Annotated in this window: 17 protein-coding genes; 15 read left to right on the top strand and 2 right to left on the bottom strand. The window is 55.4% G+C overall.

Annotated elements, in window-relative coordinates; genetic code table 11:
• Positions 1–5 precede the first annotated feature (5 nt).
• From tauB to tauD, 3 genes are read left to right on the top strand one after another with little or no spacing between them, the layout of a single operon-like run.
• Positions 6–773 (top strand): taurine ABC transporter ATP-binding subunit, encoded by a 768-nt coding sequence (tauB, locus tag PU624_RS05815; protein WP_283546929.1) that lies wholly within the window; start codon positions 6–8, stop codon positions 771–773.
• The gene (gene tauC / locus PU624_RS05820) at positions 770–1,597 is read left to right on the top strand and encodes a taurine ABC transporter permease TauC (protein ID WP_283546930.1); all 828 of its coding nucleotides are present in this window, start codon (positions 770–772) and stop codon (positions 1,595–1,597) included. Before tauB ends, tauC begins: the two co-directional genes overlap by 4 nt.
• Positions 1,594–2,433 (top strand): taurine dioxygenase, encoded by an 840-nt coding sequence (gene tauD / locus PU624_RS05825; protein WP_283546931.1) that lies wholly within the window; start codon positions 1,594–1,596, stop codon positions 2,431–2,433. The genes tauC and tauD overlap by 4 nt, the downstream gene beginning before the upstream one ends.
• 33 nt (positions 2,434–2,466) lie before the next feature.
• Here the strand turns inward: tauD and PU624_RS05830 are convergent, their stop codons facing one another.
• Positions 2,467–4,371, bottom strand: coding sequence for an ABC transporter ATP-binding protein (locus PU624_RS05830; protein ID WP_283546932.1), 1,905 nt, complete (start codon positions 4,369–4,371; stop codon positions 2,467–2,469).
• Between the two features lie 112 nt (positions 4,372–4,483).
• Here PU624_RS05830 and kefG point away from each other — a divergent pair, with 112 nt between their 5' ends.
• From kefG to slyD, 4 genes are all read left to right on the top strand, one after another.
• The gene (gene kefG / locus PU624_RS05835) at positions 4,484–5,035 is read left to right on the top strand and encodes a glutathione-regulated potassium-efflux system ancillary protein KefG (protein WP_283546933.1); all 552 of its coding nucleotides are present in this window, start codon (positions 4,484–4,486) and stop codon (positions 5,033–5,035) included.
• Positions 5,036–6,844: a glutathione-regulated potassium-efflux system protein KefB gene (gene kefB, locus PU624_RS05840; RefSeq protein WP_283546934.1), complete on the top strand. Its 1,809-nt coding sequence runs from the start codon at positions 5,036–5,038 to the stop codon at positions 6,842–6,844. It begins immediately after the preceding gene.
• A gap of 23 nt (positions 6,845–6,867) precedes the next feature.
• Positions 6,868–7,062: a YheV family putative zinc ribbon protein gene (locus PU624_RS05845; protein ID WP_010253033.1), complete on the top strand. Its 195-nt coding sequence runs from the start codon at positions 6,868–6,870 to the stop codon at positions 7,060–7,062.
• Positions 7,063–7,259: 197 nt separating this feature from the next.
• The gene (gene slyD, locus PU624_RS05850; protein ID WP_283546935.1) at positions 7,260–7,808 is read left to right on the top strand and encodes a peptidylprolyl isomerase; all 549 of its coding nucleotides are present in this window, start codon (positions 7,260–7,262) and stop codon (positions 7,806–7,808) included.
• A 95-nt stretch (positions 7,809–7,903) separates the two neighbouring features.
• On the opposite strand, the gene PU624_RS05855 is transcribed toward slyD, so the two are convergent.
• Positions 7,904–8,122 carry a SlyX family protein gene (locus PU624_RS05855; protein ID WP_010253031.1) on the bottom strand — a complete coding sequence of 73 codons (219 nt, stop codon included), beginning with the start codon at positions 8,120–8,122 and terminating at the stop codon, positions 7,904–7,906.
• Positions 8,123–8,391: 269 nt separating this feature from the next.
• On the opposite strand from PU624_RS05855, the gene fkpA reads away from it, so the two are divergent.
• The 8 genes from fkpA (at position 8,392) to fusA (ending at position 14,438) form a co-directional block, all read left to right on the top strand.
• Complete coding sequence (gene fkpA / locus PU624_RS05860) at positions 8,392–9,237, top strand: FKBP-type peptidyl-prolyl cis-trans isomerase (protein WP_283546936.1); 846 nt, start codon at positions 8,392–8,394, stop codon at positions 9,235–9,237.
• Positions 9,238–9,402: 165 nt separating this feature from the next.
• Positions 9,403–10,125: a helix-turn-helix transcriptional regulator gene (locus PU624_RS05865; protein WP_013359249.1), complete on the top strand. Its 723-nt coding sequence runs from the start codon at positions 9,403–9,405 to the stop codon at positions 10,123–10,125.
• Positions 10,125–10,511, top strand: coding sequence for a sulfurtransferase complex subunit TusD (gene tusD / locus PU624_RS05870; protein ID WP_283546937.1), 387 nt, complete (start codon positions 10,125–10,127; stop codon positions 10,509–10,511). The genes PU624_RS05865 and tusD overlap by 1 nt, the downstream gene beginning before the upstream one ends.
• Positions 10,511–10,870, top strand: coding sequence for a sulfurtransferase complex subunit TusC (tusC, locus tag PU624_RS05875; RefSeq protein WP_283546938.1), 360 nt, complete (start codon positions 10,511–10,513; stop codon positions 10,868–10,870). Before tusD ends, tusC begins: the two co-directional genes overlap by 1 nt.
• A gap of 9 nt (positions 10,871–10,879) precedes the next feature.
• Positions 10,880–11,167 carry a sulfurtransferase complex subunit TusB gene (tusB, locus tag PU624_RS05880; RefSeq protein ID WP_283546939.1) on the top strand — a complete coding sequence of 96 codons (288 nt, stop codon included), beginning with the start codon at positions 10,880–10,882 and terminating at the stop codon, positions 11,165–11,167.
• Between the two features lie 124 nt (positions 11,168–11,291).
• Positions 11,292–11,666 (top strand): 30S ribosomal protein S12, encoded by a 375-nt coding sequence (rpsL, locus tag PU624_RS05885; protein WP_003852912.1) that lies wholly within the window; start codon positions 11,292–11,294, stop codon positions 11,664–11,666.
• 96 nt (positions 11,667–11,762) lie between these two features.
• A complete protein-coding gene (gene rpsG / locus PU624_RS05890; RefSeq protein WP_003852909.1) occupies positions 11,763–12,233 on the top strand; it encodes a 30S ribosomal protein S7 in 471 nt (156 codons plus the stop codon).
• A 90-nt stretch (positions 12,234–12,323) separates the two neighbouring features.
• Positions 12,324–14,438, top strand: a complete 2,115-nt coding sequence (gene fusA / locus PU624_RS05895) for an elongation factor G (RefSeq protein WP_283546940.1) — start codon at positions 12,324–12,326, stop codon at positions 14,436–14,438.
• The last annotated feature ends 33 nt before the right edge of the window (positions 14,439–14,471 follow it).

Consider the following 14,471-nt stretch of genomic DNA (forward strand, 5'->3'; position numbering starts at 1 on the left):
GCACTATGCTGCGCATCGCTCACCTTAATGCCCGTTATGCCGGACAGCCGGTGTTGCAGGATATCAATCTGCAACTGGATAGCCATGAACTGCTGGTGGTGCTCGGTCCCTCTGGTTGTGGCAAAACCACGCTGCTGAATCTGGTTGCCGGCTTTCTGCCGGTGGAGTCGGGCAGCATCACGCTGGATAACCAGCCGGTGACCGGGCCAGGTGCGGAGCGCGGCGTGGTGTTTCAGAATGAAGGTTTATTACCGTGGCGCAACGTGCTGGATAACGTCGCCTTTGGCCTGCAGCTGGCGGGGATGTCGCGACCGGCGCGCGAGGCCATCGCACGGAAGCTCATCAGGCAGGTGGGGCTGGAAGGTGCGGAGAAGCGCGCTATCTGGCAGTTGTCCGGCGGTCAGCGTCAGCGGGTCGGCATTGCGCGCGCGCTGGCTACCGATCCGCAACTGCTGCTGCTGGACGAGCCCTTCGGCGCACTGGATGCCTTTACCCGCGAGCAGATGCAGACCCTGCTGCTGACGCTGTGGCGCGACAGCGGTAAACAGATCCTGCTGATTACACACGATATAGAAGAGGCGATTTTCCTGGCCAGCGAACTGATTCTGTTGTCGCCAGGCCCGGGCCGCATCGTGGAGCGACTGCGTCCGGGGTTTGGTCAGCGTTTTGCCGCGGGCGAGTCGTGCCGCAGCATCAAATCCGATCCGCAGTTTATCGCCCAGCGCGAGTATGTGCTGAGCCGGGTATTTGATCAGCGGGAGGCATTTGCATGAGCGCGTTAATTCACGACAAGTCTCTGCCGGTGCGCCGTCGTCTGCGCTGGCCGTTTTCAACGGCTTTTACGCTGAGCATGCTGAGTCTCTCTCTGCTGTTGCTGCTCTGGTGGGGCGTGACCGCACTGGGCCTGATTGCTCCGCTGTTCCTGCCGTCACCACAACAGGTGTTTAGCAAGCTGCTGCTGATTGCCAGCGCGCAGGGCTTTATGGATGCCACGCTGTGGCAGCATCTGGCCGCCAGCCTGACGCGGATGCTGATTGCCCTGACGGCGGCTGCCGCTATCGGCATTCCGGTGGGGATTCTGATGGGCCTCAGCCCGGTAGCATGCGGGCTGCTCGATCCGCTGATTGAAATTTATCGTCCGATTCCGCCGCTCGCCTATCTGCCGCTGATGGTGATCTGGTTCGGCATTGGTGAGACGTCGAAAATCCTGCTGATCTACCTGGCCATCTTCGCGCCGGTGACACTTTCCACCCTGGCCGGGGTGCGTAATACGCAGCAGGTGCGGATTCGTGCGGCACGCTCGCTGGGGGCTAACCGCTGGCAGCTGCTGCGCTGGGTGATTCTGCCGGGCGCGCTGCCGGAGATTCTGACCGGTCTGCGCATCGGGCTGGGTGTTGGCTGGTCAACGCTGGTGGCAGCGGAGCTGATTGCTGCCACGCGGGGGCTCGGTTTTATGGTGCAGTCAGCGGGAGAATTCCTCGCCACCGATGTGGTGCTGGCGGGTATCGCCGTGATCGCCTTTATCGCTTTTAGTTTAGAACTCGGACTTCGCGCGTTGCAGCGCCGTCTGACGCCCTGGAGTGGAGAACAATCATGAATGAACGTCTGAGTTTTACCCCGCTTGGCCCGTATATCGGTGCGCAGGTCTCAAACCTGGATGTTTCTCGTCCATTAAGTGATGCGCAGTTTGAGCAGCTTTATCATGGCCTGCTGCGTCATCAGGTGCTGTTTCTGCGTGGACAGAAAATAACGCCGGAACAGCACCGCGCACTGGCGATTCGCTTTGGCGATCTGCATATCCACCCGGTCTATCCGCATGCGGAGGGCGTTGAGGAGATTATCGTGCTCGATACCCATCAGGATAATCCGCCGGATAATGATAACTGGCACACCGATGTCACCTTTATCGAGACACCTCCGGCTGTGGCGCTGCTGGCCTCGAAGGTGCTGCCGGAAGCGGGCGGTGACACGCTCTGGACCAGTGGCATTGCGGCTTACGAGGCGCTTTCGGAACCCTTTAAGCAACTACTGGCCGGGTTAAACGCCGAGCATGATTTCAAAAAGTCATTTCAGGAGTACAAGTACCGCAAAACCGAAGAGGAGCACCAGCGCTGGCAGCAGGCGGTGGCAAAACATCCGCCGGTGCAGCATCCGGTGATCCGCACGCATCCGGTGAGCGGTAAAAAGGCGCTGTTTGTGAACGAGGGTTTTACCACGCGGATCCTGGATTTAAGTGAGAAGGAGAGTGATGCGGTGCTGGGCTTCCTGTTTGCGCATGCCACTAAACCGGAGTTTCAGGTGCGCTGGCGCTGGCAGCCAGACGATCTGGCTATCTGGGACAATCGGGTCACGCAGCATTATGCCAATGCCGACTACTATCCTGCGCGGCGGATCATGCAGCGGGCAACCGTGCTGGGCGATAAGCCCCGTTAGAAGAGATTCTCCCCGCAAGCGGGGAGAATGTTGTTATGAGGCCATAATCTGTTCGAGCTGTTCCTGGGCTTCCAGCCACGCCATCTCAACCTCTTCCAGCGCAGATTTACTCTCCGCCTGACGCTGCAGCGCGGTGGTCAGGTCCGCTTTACGGCTCTGATCATAAATCGCACTGTCTGAGAGCTGCGCTTCGGCATCGGCCAGCTGGCTCTGCCATTTGCTCATCTGCTTTTCCAGCTTCTCTATCTCTTTGCGCAGCGGCTGGGTCTGGGTGCGCAGCTCGGCATCACGGCGCTTCTGGTCTTTACGCGCCTGGGCGCTGTTGCCGTTATCCTGCTTCGGCGCGGCATCCTGTTGCGCCTGCTGTTTCTGCAGATCGCTCAGCCACTGCTGATAATCTTCGAGGTCGCCCTCAAACACATCCACTTTGCCATCATGCACCAGATAGAGATCGTCGGTGGTCGCACGCAGCAGGTGACGGTCGTGCGAGACCACGACCAGTGCACCTTCGAAGTCGATCAGCGCTTCGGTCAATGCCTGGCGCATATCAAGATCCAGATGGTTGGTCGGTTCATCCAGCAGCAGCAGGTTAGGGCGCTGCCAGACAATCAGCGCCAGCACCAGTCGCGCTTTCTCACCGCCGGAGAAGCGCTCGGTGTGCTCAGTGACTTTGTCGCCGCGGAAATCGAAGCCGCCCAGATAGTCGCGCAGCTGCTGCTCCAGCACGTCAGGTGCTATGCGCGCCAGATGCTGCAGCGGTGACTCATCGGCCCGCAGGTACTCCAGCTGATGCTGCGCGAAGTAACCGAGCTTGATCCCTTTGGCCAGCCCCATTTTGCCGGCCATCGCCTCCAGTTCACCCGCCAGCAGCTTAATCAGCGTCGATTTACCGGCGCCGTTACGTCCCAGCAGGCCGATGCGCGAGCCTGGCACCAGGTTGAGCTTGATGGCGTCGAGAATGATGCGATCGCCATAACCTGCGGTGACCTTCTCCATCTTCATCAGTGGATTAGGCAGGTTCTCCGGCTTGCGGAAGGTAAAGCTGAACGTGTTGTCGACATGGGCAGGCGCAATCATCTCCATGCGTTCCAGCATTTTGATACGGCTCTGTGCCTGCTTCGCCTTGGTGGCCTGCGCACGGAAGCGATCAATATAGCTGTGTAAATGCGCGACTTTCTCCTGCTGACTCTCATACAGCGCCTGCTGCTGAGCCAGTTTCGCGACGCGCTGCCGCTCAAAGGAGCTGTAGTTGCCGGTGTATTCGAACATCGACTCCTGTTCGATATGGATAATTTTGTCGATGACCGGATCGAGGAAGTCACGATCGTGCGAGATAAGGATCAGCGTGCCTTCATAACTCTTCAGCCAGCGCTCCAGCCAGATCACCGCATCGAGATCGAGGTGGTTGGTCGGTTCATCCAGCAGCAGCAGATCGGAACGGCAAATCAGCGCCTGAGCCAGGTTGAGGCGCATGCGCCAGCCACCGGAGAAGTCGCTGACCGGACGCTGCAGCTGTTCCTGGCTGAAGCCCAGACCGTGCAGCAGGCTTGAGGCGCGCGCATGGATGCTCCACGCCTGCACCGCATCCAGCTTGCCATGCAGCAGCGCGATGGCATTGCCATCGTCGCGCAGATTGGCGTCCGCCAGTTCTGCTTCAAGCTGGCGGAACTGGCGATCGCCATCAATCACGTACTCCAGCGCGGCTTTATCCAGCGCAGGGGTTTCCTGATTCACCCAGGCCAGCGCCCAGTGAGAGGGAAACGTGACGGTACCGGCATCGCTGGTGATTTCACCTTTTAACAGCGACAGCAGCGTGGATTTACCACAGCCGTTTTTACCCACCAGCCCGACCTTCTGGCCGGGATTGATGGTGGCGGTAGCGTTGTCGAGCAGGACGCGGATGCCGCGGCGAATTTGTAAGGCTGAGAAGACAATCATGTAAGCGCCGTATCGTCAGAATATGTTAATTTACTGGCAACATAATGAGATTTTGCTGCGTCGTGCATGGTAGCGGAAAACCGCACCAATGACGACGCTTTGGAGGGAAAGGATGTCGCAGCCACCCAGGGTTTTGCTGCTTTATGCTCATCCGGAATCACAGGATTCGGTCGCGAATCGGATTTTGCTGCAGCCGGCTCAGGCACTGGAACATGTCACCGTGCACGATCTGTACGCGACCTATCCGGATTTTTTTATCGATATTCATCATGAACAACAATTACTGCGCGAACATGACGTCATCATTTTCCAGCATCCGCTCTATACCTATAGCTGTCCGGCGCTGCTGAAAGAGTGGCTGGATCGGGTGCTGTCGCGCGGCTTCGCCAATGGCGTGGATGGCAATGCGCTGGAAGGTAAGTACTGGCGCAGCGTTGTGACGACCGGAGAGCCGGAAAGCGCCTTTAAACAGCAGGGCCTGAACCGCTATTCGCTCAACGACATTATGCGTCCCTTTGAGCTGACCGCGCAGATGTGCCGTATGCACTGGATGCCGCCGATGATCGTCTACTGGGCGCGTCGTCAGAGTCCGGAATTAATGAAAAATTACGCCCGCGCCTATGGCGACTGGCTGGCAGCACCGCTGCCGAATGGAGGGGTATAGATGGAAGGGCAAACGCTGCTGACCGCCGGGGTGATTTATCTGGTCGCGGCGGTCTTGATTGTGCCGGTGGCAGCTCGCCTCGGTATTGGTGCCGTTCTGGGCTATCTGGTGGCGGGTATCGCCATCGGCCCGTGGGGATTAGGCTTCATCAGCGACGTCGACGAGATTCTTCACTTCTCTGAACTCGGCGTGGTTTTCCTGATGTTTATTATCGGGCTGGAGCTGAACCCGGCAAAGCTGTGGGCGCTGCGCCGCTCCATTTTTGGCGTCGGCGCGGCGCAGGTCATCTTCTCAGCGGCGATTCTCGGCGGCTTATTGTGGCTGACCGACTTTAGCTGGCAGGCGGCGATCATCGGCGGGATTGGTCTGGCGATGTCTTCGACCGCTATGGCGCTGCAGCTGATGATGGATAAAGGCATGAACCGCAGCGAAGCGGGGCAGCTGGGCTTTTCGGTGCTGCTGTTTCAGGATATCGCGGTAATTCCTGCCCTGGCGCTGATCCCGCTGCTGGCCGGAACCGACAGCGGCCATATCGACTGGATGAAGGTTGGCATGAAAGTGCTGGCGTTTGCCGGGATGCTGGTGGGCGGGCGTTATCTGCTGCGGCCGATCTTCCGTTACATCGCCGCGTCGGGCGTACGCGAAGTCTTTACCGCGGCGTCGCTGCTGCTGGTGCTGGGTTCGGCGCTGTTTATGGATGCGCTGGGGCTGTCGATGGCGCTGGGAACGTTTATCGCCGGGATCCTGCTGGCGGAGAGCGAATATCGCCATGAGCTGGAAGTCGCTATCGACCCGTTCAAGGGTTTACTGCTGGGCCTGTTCTTTATTTCGGTGGGCATGGCGCTCAACCTCGGTGTGCTCTATACCCATATTATGACCATCCTGCTGGGCGTCGTGACGCTGGTGGCGGTGAAAACGCTGGTGCTCTATCTGCTGGGGCGTATTTATGGTCTGCGCAGTTCCGAGCGGCAGCAGTTCGCGGGCGTGCTGAGTCAGGGGGGCGAGTTCGCCTTTGTGCTCTTTTCCGCGGCGTCCTCGGCAAAGCTCTTCTCTGGCGATCAACTGCCGATGCTGCTGGTGACGGTGACGCTGTCGATGATGACCACGCCGTTGCTGATGCAGGGTATCGATCGGCTGCTGGCACGCCGCTTTAACGAGCCGGATGAAAATGCGGAGAAACATTTTGTCGAAGACGATCAGCCGCAGGTGATTGTGGTGGGCTTTGGTCGCTTCGGTCAGGTGATAGGCCGCCTGCTGATGGCGAATAACAAACGCATCACCGTGCTGGAGCGCGACATCAGTGTGGTGAGCCTGATGCGGAAATATGGCTACAAGGTCTATTACGGCGACGCCACCGAGCTGGAGTTACTGCGTGCCGCCGGTGCGGCCAGCGCGCAGTCGATTGTGATCACCTGTAATGAGCCGGAAGATGTGATGACTATCGTGCATCTGTGCCAGCAGCATTTCCCGCAGTTGCAGATTCAGGCGCGCGCCCGGGGCCGTGTGGAAGCGCATGAGCTGTTACAGGCAGGCGTCACGCAGTTCTCACGTGAGACCTTCTCCAGTGCGCTGGAGCTGGGACGTAAAACATTGATGTCGCTGGGGATGCATCCGCATCAGGCCCACCGCGCCCAGCAGCATTTCCGCCGGCTTGATATGCGAATGCTGCGCGAGCTGGTGCCGACGCTTTCTGAAAGCGCGGCGCAGGCGTCACGCGTCCGTGAAGCGCGGCGTGAACTGGAAGATATCTTCCAGCGTGAGATGCAGCGCGAGAAGCGACAGATCGACGGCTGGGACGATGATCAATAACCTCTTTAAACAGGCAGAAGCTAATGCGTAAACGTTTTATTGCCGGTGCGACATGCCCGCACTGTCAGGAGAAGGACACGCTGGCGATGTGGCGTGAAAATAATGTCGATGTGGTGGAGTGCGTGAAGTGTGGTCACCAGATGCGCGAGGCGGATAAACAGGCGCGCGATCAGGTTCGCACCAATGAGCAGGTTATCGGCATTTTCCATCCTGAGTAGCGGAATCGGGCAGCTTTTTTTACGCTTAAACTTACAGCGGGATTGAATTCCGTTACAATTGCCGCCATTAAGGCTGAAGTCGCAAGAGAAAGTGAAACCCCTCTTGTACTCAGCCCCGAACCTTTCTGGTTGGTGTTATTGCACGCAAGAATAGACCAATGAGACGGGATCTCAGCTCTCAACGGTTAGGAGATATCATGAAAGTAGCAAAAGACCTGGTGGTAAGCCTGGCCTATCAGGTACGTACAGAAGACGGCGTGTTAGTTGACGAGTCACCGGTGAGTGCACCGTTAGACTACCTGCACGGTCATGGTTCCCTGATTTCTGGTCTGGAAAATGCGCTGGAAGACCACGTTGCCGGCGACAAGTTTGATGTGCATATCCCGGCAAACGATGCTTACGGTCAGTACGATGACAACTTGGTGCAGCGCGTTCCTAAAGACGTCTTCATGGGCGTTGACGAACTGCAGGTTGGCATGCGCTTCCTGGCAGAGACCGATCAGGGTCCGGTACCGGTAGAAATCACCGAAGTGGAAGACGATCACGTCGTGGTTGATGGTAATCACATGCTGGCGGGTCAGAACCTGAACTTCAACGTCGAAGTGGTTGCTATCCGTGAAGCCACACCGGAAGAACTGGCTCATGGCCACGTTCACGGTGCAGATGGCCATCATCATGACCATGATCACGACCACGATCACGGTAAAGGCGGTTGTGGTACTGGTGGTTGCGGCTGCAGCCACTAAGTCTCAACAGACCTTTAAAGGCCACCTTCGGGTGGCCTTTCTTTTGGCTGTCATTCTGGTGTTTCCCGGCTTTATCGGGACCAGATGGCCCGCCATCAGTAGTGCGGAGGCGGGGTCTCTTCAGACTGTGAGGCGACGATCGAGGGCGCATTCGCTTTGAGCTTGTCGGTTAAGATGCGCATTTGCTCACGCATCTTATTCATCTCCAGCTCGTGCTGAACCACCGCACTGTTCAGCTGATCGATAGTCATCTCCTGAAAGGCCAGTTTACTTTCCAGCGTCTCCAGACGCTGTTCCCACTCAGATTGTTGCATGACCTGTTCCTCTGTTAAGGTGCGACTCGGGGCGTGATTCTACGACCTGAAGGCCAGGAATCACCTGTTTTTTTTACGCCCGCAGGCGGTGCGCTTGAAAAAAGGTCGCGCGGCATCATCTCTGATGAAACTTCCCGATGTTATAAAGGTCGGAGGTAGACCGGGTAATTACATTGTGGGAGTGTTCGACACTGCCACGTAAAGTTATAGTGTGGGCCCTGAAGTCCGCAATGTTTCCCGAGGTTAGACGCTTCGGTTTTGGAGAATGGATGAAATCACTGTTTAAAGTCACATTGTTAGCTACCACCATGGCTGTTGCACTGAATGCATCAATGGCAATGGCAGCAGACACTGCTGCGGCGCCACAGGCTGCACCAGCCGCCGCGCCACAGTCCGCGCCTCAGGCACCTAAGAATGCTGCGTTCAAAGATGAAGACCAGCAGTCTGCCTACGCACTGGGTGCTTCACTGGGTCGCTACATGGACAACTCCCTGAAGGAACAGGAAAAACTGGGCATCAAACTGGATAAGCAGCAGCTTATTGCCGGTGTTCAGGATGCGTTTGGTGGTAAGAGCAAACTGTCTGACGAAGAGATTGAGCAGACGCTGCAATCCTTTGAAGGCCGCGTGAAAGGCGCAGCCTCAGCGAAAATGGAAAAAGATGCGAAAGAGAACGCTGAAAAGGGCGAAGCTTTCGCAACCAAATTTGCTAAAGAGAGCGGCGTGAAGAAAACCGAAAGCGGCCTGCTGTACAAAGTTGAGAAAGAAGGTACCGGCGACGCACCTAAAGACAGCGACACTGTAGTGGTGAACTACAAAGGTACGCTGATCGACGGTACTGAATTCGACAACTCTTACACCCGTGGCGAGCCACTTTCATTCCGTCTGGATGGCGTTATCCCGGGCTGGACTGAAGGTCTGAAGCACGTGAAGAAAGGCGGCAAGATTAAGCTGGTGATCCCGCCGAATCTGGCTTACGGCAAAAATGGCGTTCCGGGCATCCCGGCTAACTCCACCCTGGTATTTGATGTTGAACTGCTTGATATCAAACCAGCGCCTAAAGCAGATGAAAAAGCACAGGCCCCTGCGCCTGCTGCTGCAGAAAAAGCGCAGTAATCTGCTGACCGCCGCCTCCGGGCGGCGGTTTCATTTTAGCTTCACGACAAACCTCTGGCATAAGCCGACGACATTTGCCAGACTAATGCCTGCCTAATTATCCCATATTGAGTCTGCCCATAAGCCGCTGTGACAGGCTCCAGCCATTCAGGGTGATACTCTTCAATGTCTAATCCATTCAATCCGGGTGAACTGAGCGACTTCGATCTTCTGGAGCAGCGCCCGTTCGAAGAAACTGATTACGATATTCTGAAATCGTACGAGGCTGTCGTGGATGGCCTGGCGATGTTGATCGGCTCGCACTGTGAAATCGTCCTGCATTCGCTTGAAGATCTAAAGTGCTCGGCCGTGCGTATCGCCAATGGGGAACACACCGGCCGTAAAGTGGGTTCGCCTATCACCGATTTAGCCCTGCGTATGCTGCACGATATGCATGGCGCGGACAGCAATGTCTCCCGTGCCTATTTCACGCGTGCCAAAAGCGGCGTGCTGATGAAGTCGGTCACGATTGCGATTCGCAACCGTCAGCAACGGGTCATTGGTCTGCTCTGCATCAACATGAACCTGGATGTGCCGTTCTCACAGATCATGTCGACCTTTATGCCGCCTGAGATGCAGCAGGTCGACTCTAACGTCAATTTCGCCAGTTCGGTCGATGATCTGGTGATGCAGACGCTGGAGTTCACCATTGAAGAGGTGAGTGCGGATCGCAACGTATCGAACAACGCCAAGAATCGTCAGATTGTGCTGAACCTGTATGAGAAGGGGATCTTCGACATCAAAGATGCCATTAACCAGGTGGCCGATCGGCTGAACATCTCGAAGCACACCGTCTATCTCTACATCCGCCAGTTCAAAAATGGCGACTTCCAGGGACAGGATCGATAATGCGTTACACCCTGATGGTTACCGGCCCGGCTTACGGGACGCAACAGGCGACCAGTGCATATCTGTTTGCCCGCGCGCTGCTGACGGCTGGCCATGAGCTTGAAAGCGTCTTCTTCTATCGCGAAGGGGTGCTGAACGCTAACCAGCTCACCGCGCCGGCCAGTGATGAGTTTGATCTGGTGCGCGCGTGGCAGGCATTACATCAGGAGCAGGGTGTGGCACTGAACATCTGTGTGGCAGCCGCGCTGCGGCGAGGCGTCAGCGATGCGCAGGAAGCGGCCCGACTTCAGCTGGCGGGCAGTAACCTGCAGCCGGGCTTTACCCTGAGTGGGCTGGGTGCGCTGGCGGAAGCGGCGCTGGGCTGTGAACGCATGGTGCAGTTCTGATGAATCGTGTCGCCTTTCTCTTTACCCGGGCACCGCACGGCAGCAGTGCAGGGCGCGAAGGACTGGATGCCGCCCTGGCCACCGGCGCACTCAGTGAAGATATCGGCCTGTTTTTTATTGGTGATGGCGTGCTGCAGCTCAATCTGCATCAGCAACCTGCGACGATTAAGAGCCGTCACTATGCGGCGACCTTTGGCGTACTGGCGCTGTATGACATCGAACAGTGCTATCTCTGCCGGACCTCACTGATAGCGCGTGGATTAGCGGTTGACGCTGACCGGTTGCTGGATGTTACGCTACTGGACGCGCCGGAACTGCGGCAGATGCTGGCCAGCTACGATCGCATCCTGACTTTTTAAGAGACGCTAATGCTGCACACTTTAATGCACTCACCGGCACACAGTGACCTTGAGACCCTGCTTTTAATGGCGGGTGCAGGCGATGACCTGCTGTTGCTGCAGGATGGCGTGCTGGCTGCCTTAGCCGGCAGTCGCGCATTGATGCGGCTCTCAGAGAGCGAAGCGACACTGTGGGTACTGGACGAGGATGTTCAGGCTCGCGGTCTCGCTGGACAAATTTCGACCAGCGTGCAGTCAATCGACTATAATGGCTTTGTCACGCTAACGATGAGGCATCAGCAACAAATCGTGTGGTAATCGGCTAAAACCTGGTTATTTCTTGACACCCCTTTGACTCAGCCCTAAAATTCTGCCTCCTCGTAATTCTACGAGGCGATTTATTACGTGTTTACGAAGCAAAAGCAAATCCAGGAGCTATTTAATGGCAACAGTTAACCAGCTGGTTCGCAAACCACGCGTCCGCAAAGTTGCAAAGAGCAACGTGCCGGCGCTGGAAGCTTGCCCGCAAAAACGTGGCGTTTGTACTCGTGTGTACACCACCACTCCTAAGAAACCAAACTCCGCACTGCGTAAAGTCTGCCGTGTGCGTTTGACCAACGGTTTTGAAGTTACCTCCTACATTGGTGGTGAAGGTCATAACCTGCAGGAACACTCCGTGATCCTGATCCGTGGCGGTCGTGTAAAAGACTTGCCAGGTGTGCGTTACCACACCGTTCGTGGCGCGCTTGACTGCTCAGGTGTTAAAGACCGTAAGCAGGCTCGCTCCAAGTACGGCGTGAAGAAGCCAAAGGCTTAATGGTTCTCCGTTAAGTAAGGCCAAACGTTTTAAATTAAATGTCATAATAAACTCATAGAGTTTTGGACAATCCTGAATTAACAACGGAGTATTTCCATGCCACGTCGTCGCGTCATTGGTCAGCGTAAAATTCTGCCAGATCCTAAGTTCGGATCAGAGCTGCTGGCCAAATTTGTAAATATCCTGATGGTAGATGGTAAGAAATCTACTGCAGAATCAATCGTTTATACCGCGCTTGAGACCCTGGCTCAGCGTTCAGGTAAAAACGCACTGGAATCTTTTGAAGTAGCCCTCGAAAACGTGCGCCCGACTGTCGAAGTTAAGTCACGTCGCGTTGGTGGTTCTACTTATCAGGTACCAGTAGAAGTCCGTCCGGTTCGTCGTAATGCTCTGGCAATGCGCTGGATCGTAGATGCTGCTCGTAAACGCGGTGATAAATCAATGGCTCTTCGCCTGGCGAACGAACTTTCTGATGCTGCAGAGAACAAAGGTACTGCAGTTAAGAAACGTGAAGACGTTCACCGCATGGCAGAAGCCAACAAGGCGTTCGCACACTACCGTTGGTAATCACCACGTAGTTGTTAAACCAGCGGGCGCTCAATCAGCCAACCCGCTGGGGTCGACTTACCTTGAACGTCCGAGAATCAGAGGAATCAAATGGCTCGTAAAACACCCATTGCTCGCTACCGTAATATCGGTATCAGTGCGCACATCGACGCCGGTAAGACTACCACTACCGAACGCGTTCTGTTCTACACCGGTGTAAACCACAAAATCGGTGAAGTACACGACGGCGCAGCAACTATGGACTGGATGGAGCAGGAACAGGAACGTGGTATTACCATCACTTCCGCTGCGACCACCTGTTACTGGTCTGGTATGGCCAAGCAGTTTGAACCACACCACATCAATATCATCGACACCCCAGGACACGTTGACTTCACCATCGAAGTTGAACGTTCTATGCGTGTGCTTGATGGCGCGGTAATGGTTTACTGTGCAGTTGGTGGTGTTCAGCCGCAGTCTGAGACCGTATGGCGTCAGGCTAACAAATATAAAGTTCCACGCATCGCGTTCGTTAACAAAATGGACCGCATGGGTGCTAACTTCCTGAAAGTTGTTGGTCAGATCGAATCACGTCTGGGCGCAACTCCAGTTCCTCTGCAGCTGGCTATCGGCGCAGAAGAGAAATTCACTGGTGTTGTTGACCTGATCAAAATGAAAGCGATCAACTGGAACGACGCAGACCAGGGTGTCACCTTCGAATACGAAGATATCCCAGCTGATATGCAGGCACTGGCTGAAGAATGGCATGCGAAGCTGGTTGAAGCCGCTGCTGAAGGCTCTGATGAGCTGATGGAGAAATTCTTCGGTGGTGAAGAACTGACTGAAGAAGAGATCAAAACCTCTCTGCGTAAGCGTGTTCTGAACAACGAAATCATCCTGGTAACCTGTGGTTCTGCATTTAAGAACAAAGGTGTTCAGGCGATGCTGGATGCAGTTGTTGAATATCTGCCAGCACCGACTGACGTTACCGCGATTAACGGTATGCTGGACGACGGTAAAGACACGCCGGCTGTTCGTCACTCTGATGACAACGAGCCGTTTGCTGCACTGGCGTTCAAAATCGCTACCGACCCGTTCGTAGGTAACTTAACCTTCTTCCGCGTTTACTCTGGTGTGGTTAATACGGGTGACACCGTGTTCAACCCGGTTAAGTCAAACCGTGAGCGTCTGGGCCGTATCGTTCAGATGCACGCTAACAAGCGTGAAGAGATTAAAGAAGTTCGTGCGGGTGATATCGCAGCTGCGATCGGCCTGAAAGATGTGACCACTGGTGACACCCTGTGTGATCCAGATAACGTCATCATCCTTGAGCGCATGGAGTTCCCGGAGCCGGTAATCTCTATCGCCGTTGAGCCGAAAACCAAAGCTGACCAGGAAAAAATGGGTCTGGCTCTGGGCCGTCTGGCGAAAGAAGATCCATCATTCCGCGTATGGACTGATGAAGAATCTAACCAGACCATCATCGCCGGTATGGGTGAACTTCACCTCGACATCATCGTTGACCGTATGAAGCGTGAATTCAACGTTGAAGCAAACGTGGGTAAACCACAGGTTGCTTACCGTGAAGCGATTCGTACCAAAGTTACCGACGTTGAAGGTAAACACGCCAAGCAGTCTGGTGGTCGTGGTCAGTTCGGTCATGTTGTTATCGACATGTACCCACTGGAGCCTGGTTCGAACCCGAAAGGCTACGAATTTGTCAACGACATCAAAGGTGGTGTGATTCCTGGTGAATACATCCCTGCGGTTGATAAAGGTATCCAGGAGCAGCTGAAATCAGGCCCTCTGGCTGGCTATCCGGTTGTGGATCTGGGCGTTCGTCTGCACTATGGTTCATACCATGATGTCGACTCCTCAGAACTGGCGTTTAAACTGGCCGCGTCTATTGCCTTCAAACAAGGCTTTAAACAAGCGACACCTGTTCTGCTTGAACCTATCATGAAGGTTGAAGTTGAAACGCCAGAAGAGAACACGGGTGATGTCATCGGTGACCTTAGCCGTCGTCGTGGTATGCTCAAAGGGCAGGAATCTAACGCTACTGGCGTTCAGATTCACGCTGAAGTTCCGTTGTCTGAGATGTTCGGATACGCAACTCAGCTGCGTTCTCTGACCAAAGGTCGTGCTTCTTACTCCATGGAGTTCCTGAAGTATGACGATGCGCCGAACAACGTAGCGCAGGCCGTTATTGAAGCTCGTAGCAAATAAGCTACGGTTTAAATTTGAACTGATGCCTTCACC

This window comes from Pantoea sp. Lij88, assembly GCF_030062155.1.
In the GTDB taxonomy this organism is placed as follows: Bacteria; Pseudomonadota; Gammaproteobacteria; order Enterobacterales; family Enterobacteriaceae; genus Pantoea.

What these genes read in the sequence shown, in the direction of transcription:
- tauB (WP_283546929.1), top strand. Translation starts at nt 6, where the DNA reads ATGCTGCGCATCGCTCACCTTAATGCCCGTTATGCCGGACAGCCGGTG.
- tauC (WP_283546930.1), top strand. Translation starts at nt 770, where the DNA reads ATGAGCGCGTTAATTCACGACAAGTCTCTGCCGGTGCGCCGTCGTCTG.
- tauD (WP_283546931.1), top strand. Translation starts at nt 1,594, where the DNA reads ATGAATGAACGTCTGAGTTTTACCCCGCTTGGCCCGTATATCGGTGCG.
- PU624_RS05830 (WP_283546932.1), bottom strand. Translation starts at nt 4,371, where the DNA reads ATGATTGTCTTCTCAGCCTTACAAATTCGCCGCGGCATCCGCGTCCTG.
- kefG (WP_283546933.1), top strand. Translation starts at nt 4,484, where the DNA reads ATGTCGCAGCCACCCAGGGTTTTGCTGCTTTATGCTCATCCGGAATCA.
- kefB (WP_283546934.1), top strand. Translation starts at nt 5,036, where the DNA reads ATGGAAGGGCAAACGCTGCTGACCGCCGGGGTGATTTATCTGGTCGCG.
- PU624_RS05845 (WP_010253033.1), top strand. Translation starts at nt 6,868, where the DNA reads ATGCGTAAACGTTTTATTGCCGGTGCGACATGCCCGCACTGTCAGGAG.
- slyD (WP_283546935.1), top strand. Translation starts at nt 7,260, where the DNA reads ATGAAAGTAGCAAAAGACCTGGTGGTAAGCCTGGCCTATCAGGTACGT.
- PU624_RS05855 (WP_010253031.1), bottom strand. Translation starts at nt 8,122, where the DNA reads ATGCAACAATCTGAGTGGGAACAGCGTCTGGAGACGCTGGAAAGTAAA.
- fkpA (WP_283546936.1), top strand. Translation starts at nt 8,392, where the DNA reads ATGAAATCACTGTTTAAAGTCACATTGTTAGCTACCACCATGGCTGTT.
- PU624_RS05865 (WP_013359249.1), top strand. Translation starts at nt 9,403, where the DNA reads ATGTCTAATCCATTCAATCCGGGTGAACTGAGCGACTTCGATCTTCTG.
- tusD (WP_283546937.1), top strand. Translation starts at nt 10,125, where the DNA reads ATGCGTTACACCCTGATGGTTACCGGCCCGGCTTACGGGACGCAACAG.
- tusC (WP_283546938.1), top strand. Translation starts at nt 10,511, where the DNA reads ATGAATCGTGTCGCCTTTCTCTTTACCCGGGCACCGCACGGCAGCAGT.
- tusB (WP_283546939.1), top strand. Translation starts at nt 10,880, where the DNA reads ATGCTGCACACTTTAATGCACTCACCGGCACACAGTGACCTTGAGACC.
- rpsL (WP_003852912.1), top strand. Translation starts at nt 11,292, where the DNA reads ATGGCAACAGTTAACCAGCTGGTTCGCAAACCACGCGTCCGCAAAGTT.
- rpsG (WP_003852909.1), top strand. Translation starts at nt 11,763, where the DNA reads ATGCCACGTCGTCGCGTCATTGGTCAGCGTAAAATTCTGCCAGATCCT.
- fusA (WP_283546940.1), top strand. Translation starts at nt 12,324, where the DNA reads ATGGCTCGTAAAACACCCATTGCTCGCTACCGTAATATCGGTATCAGT.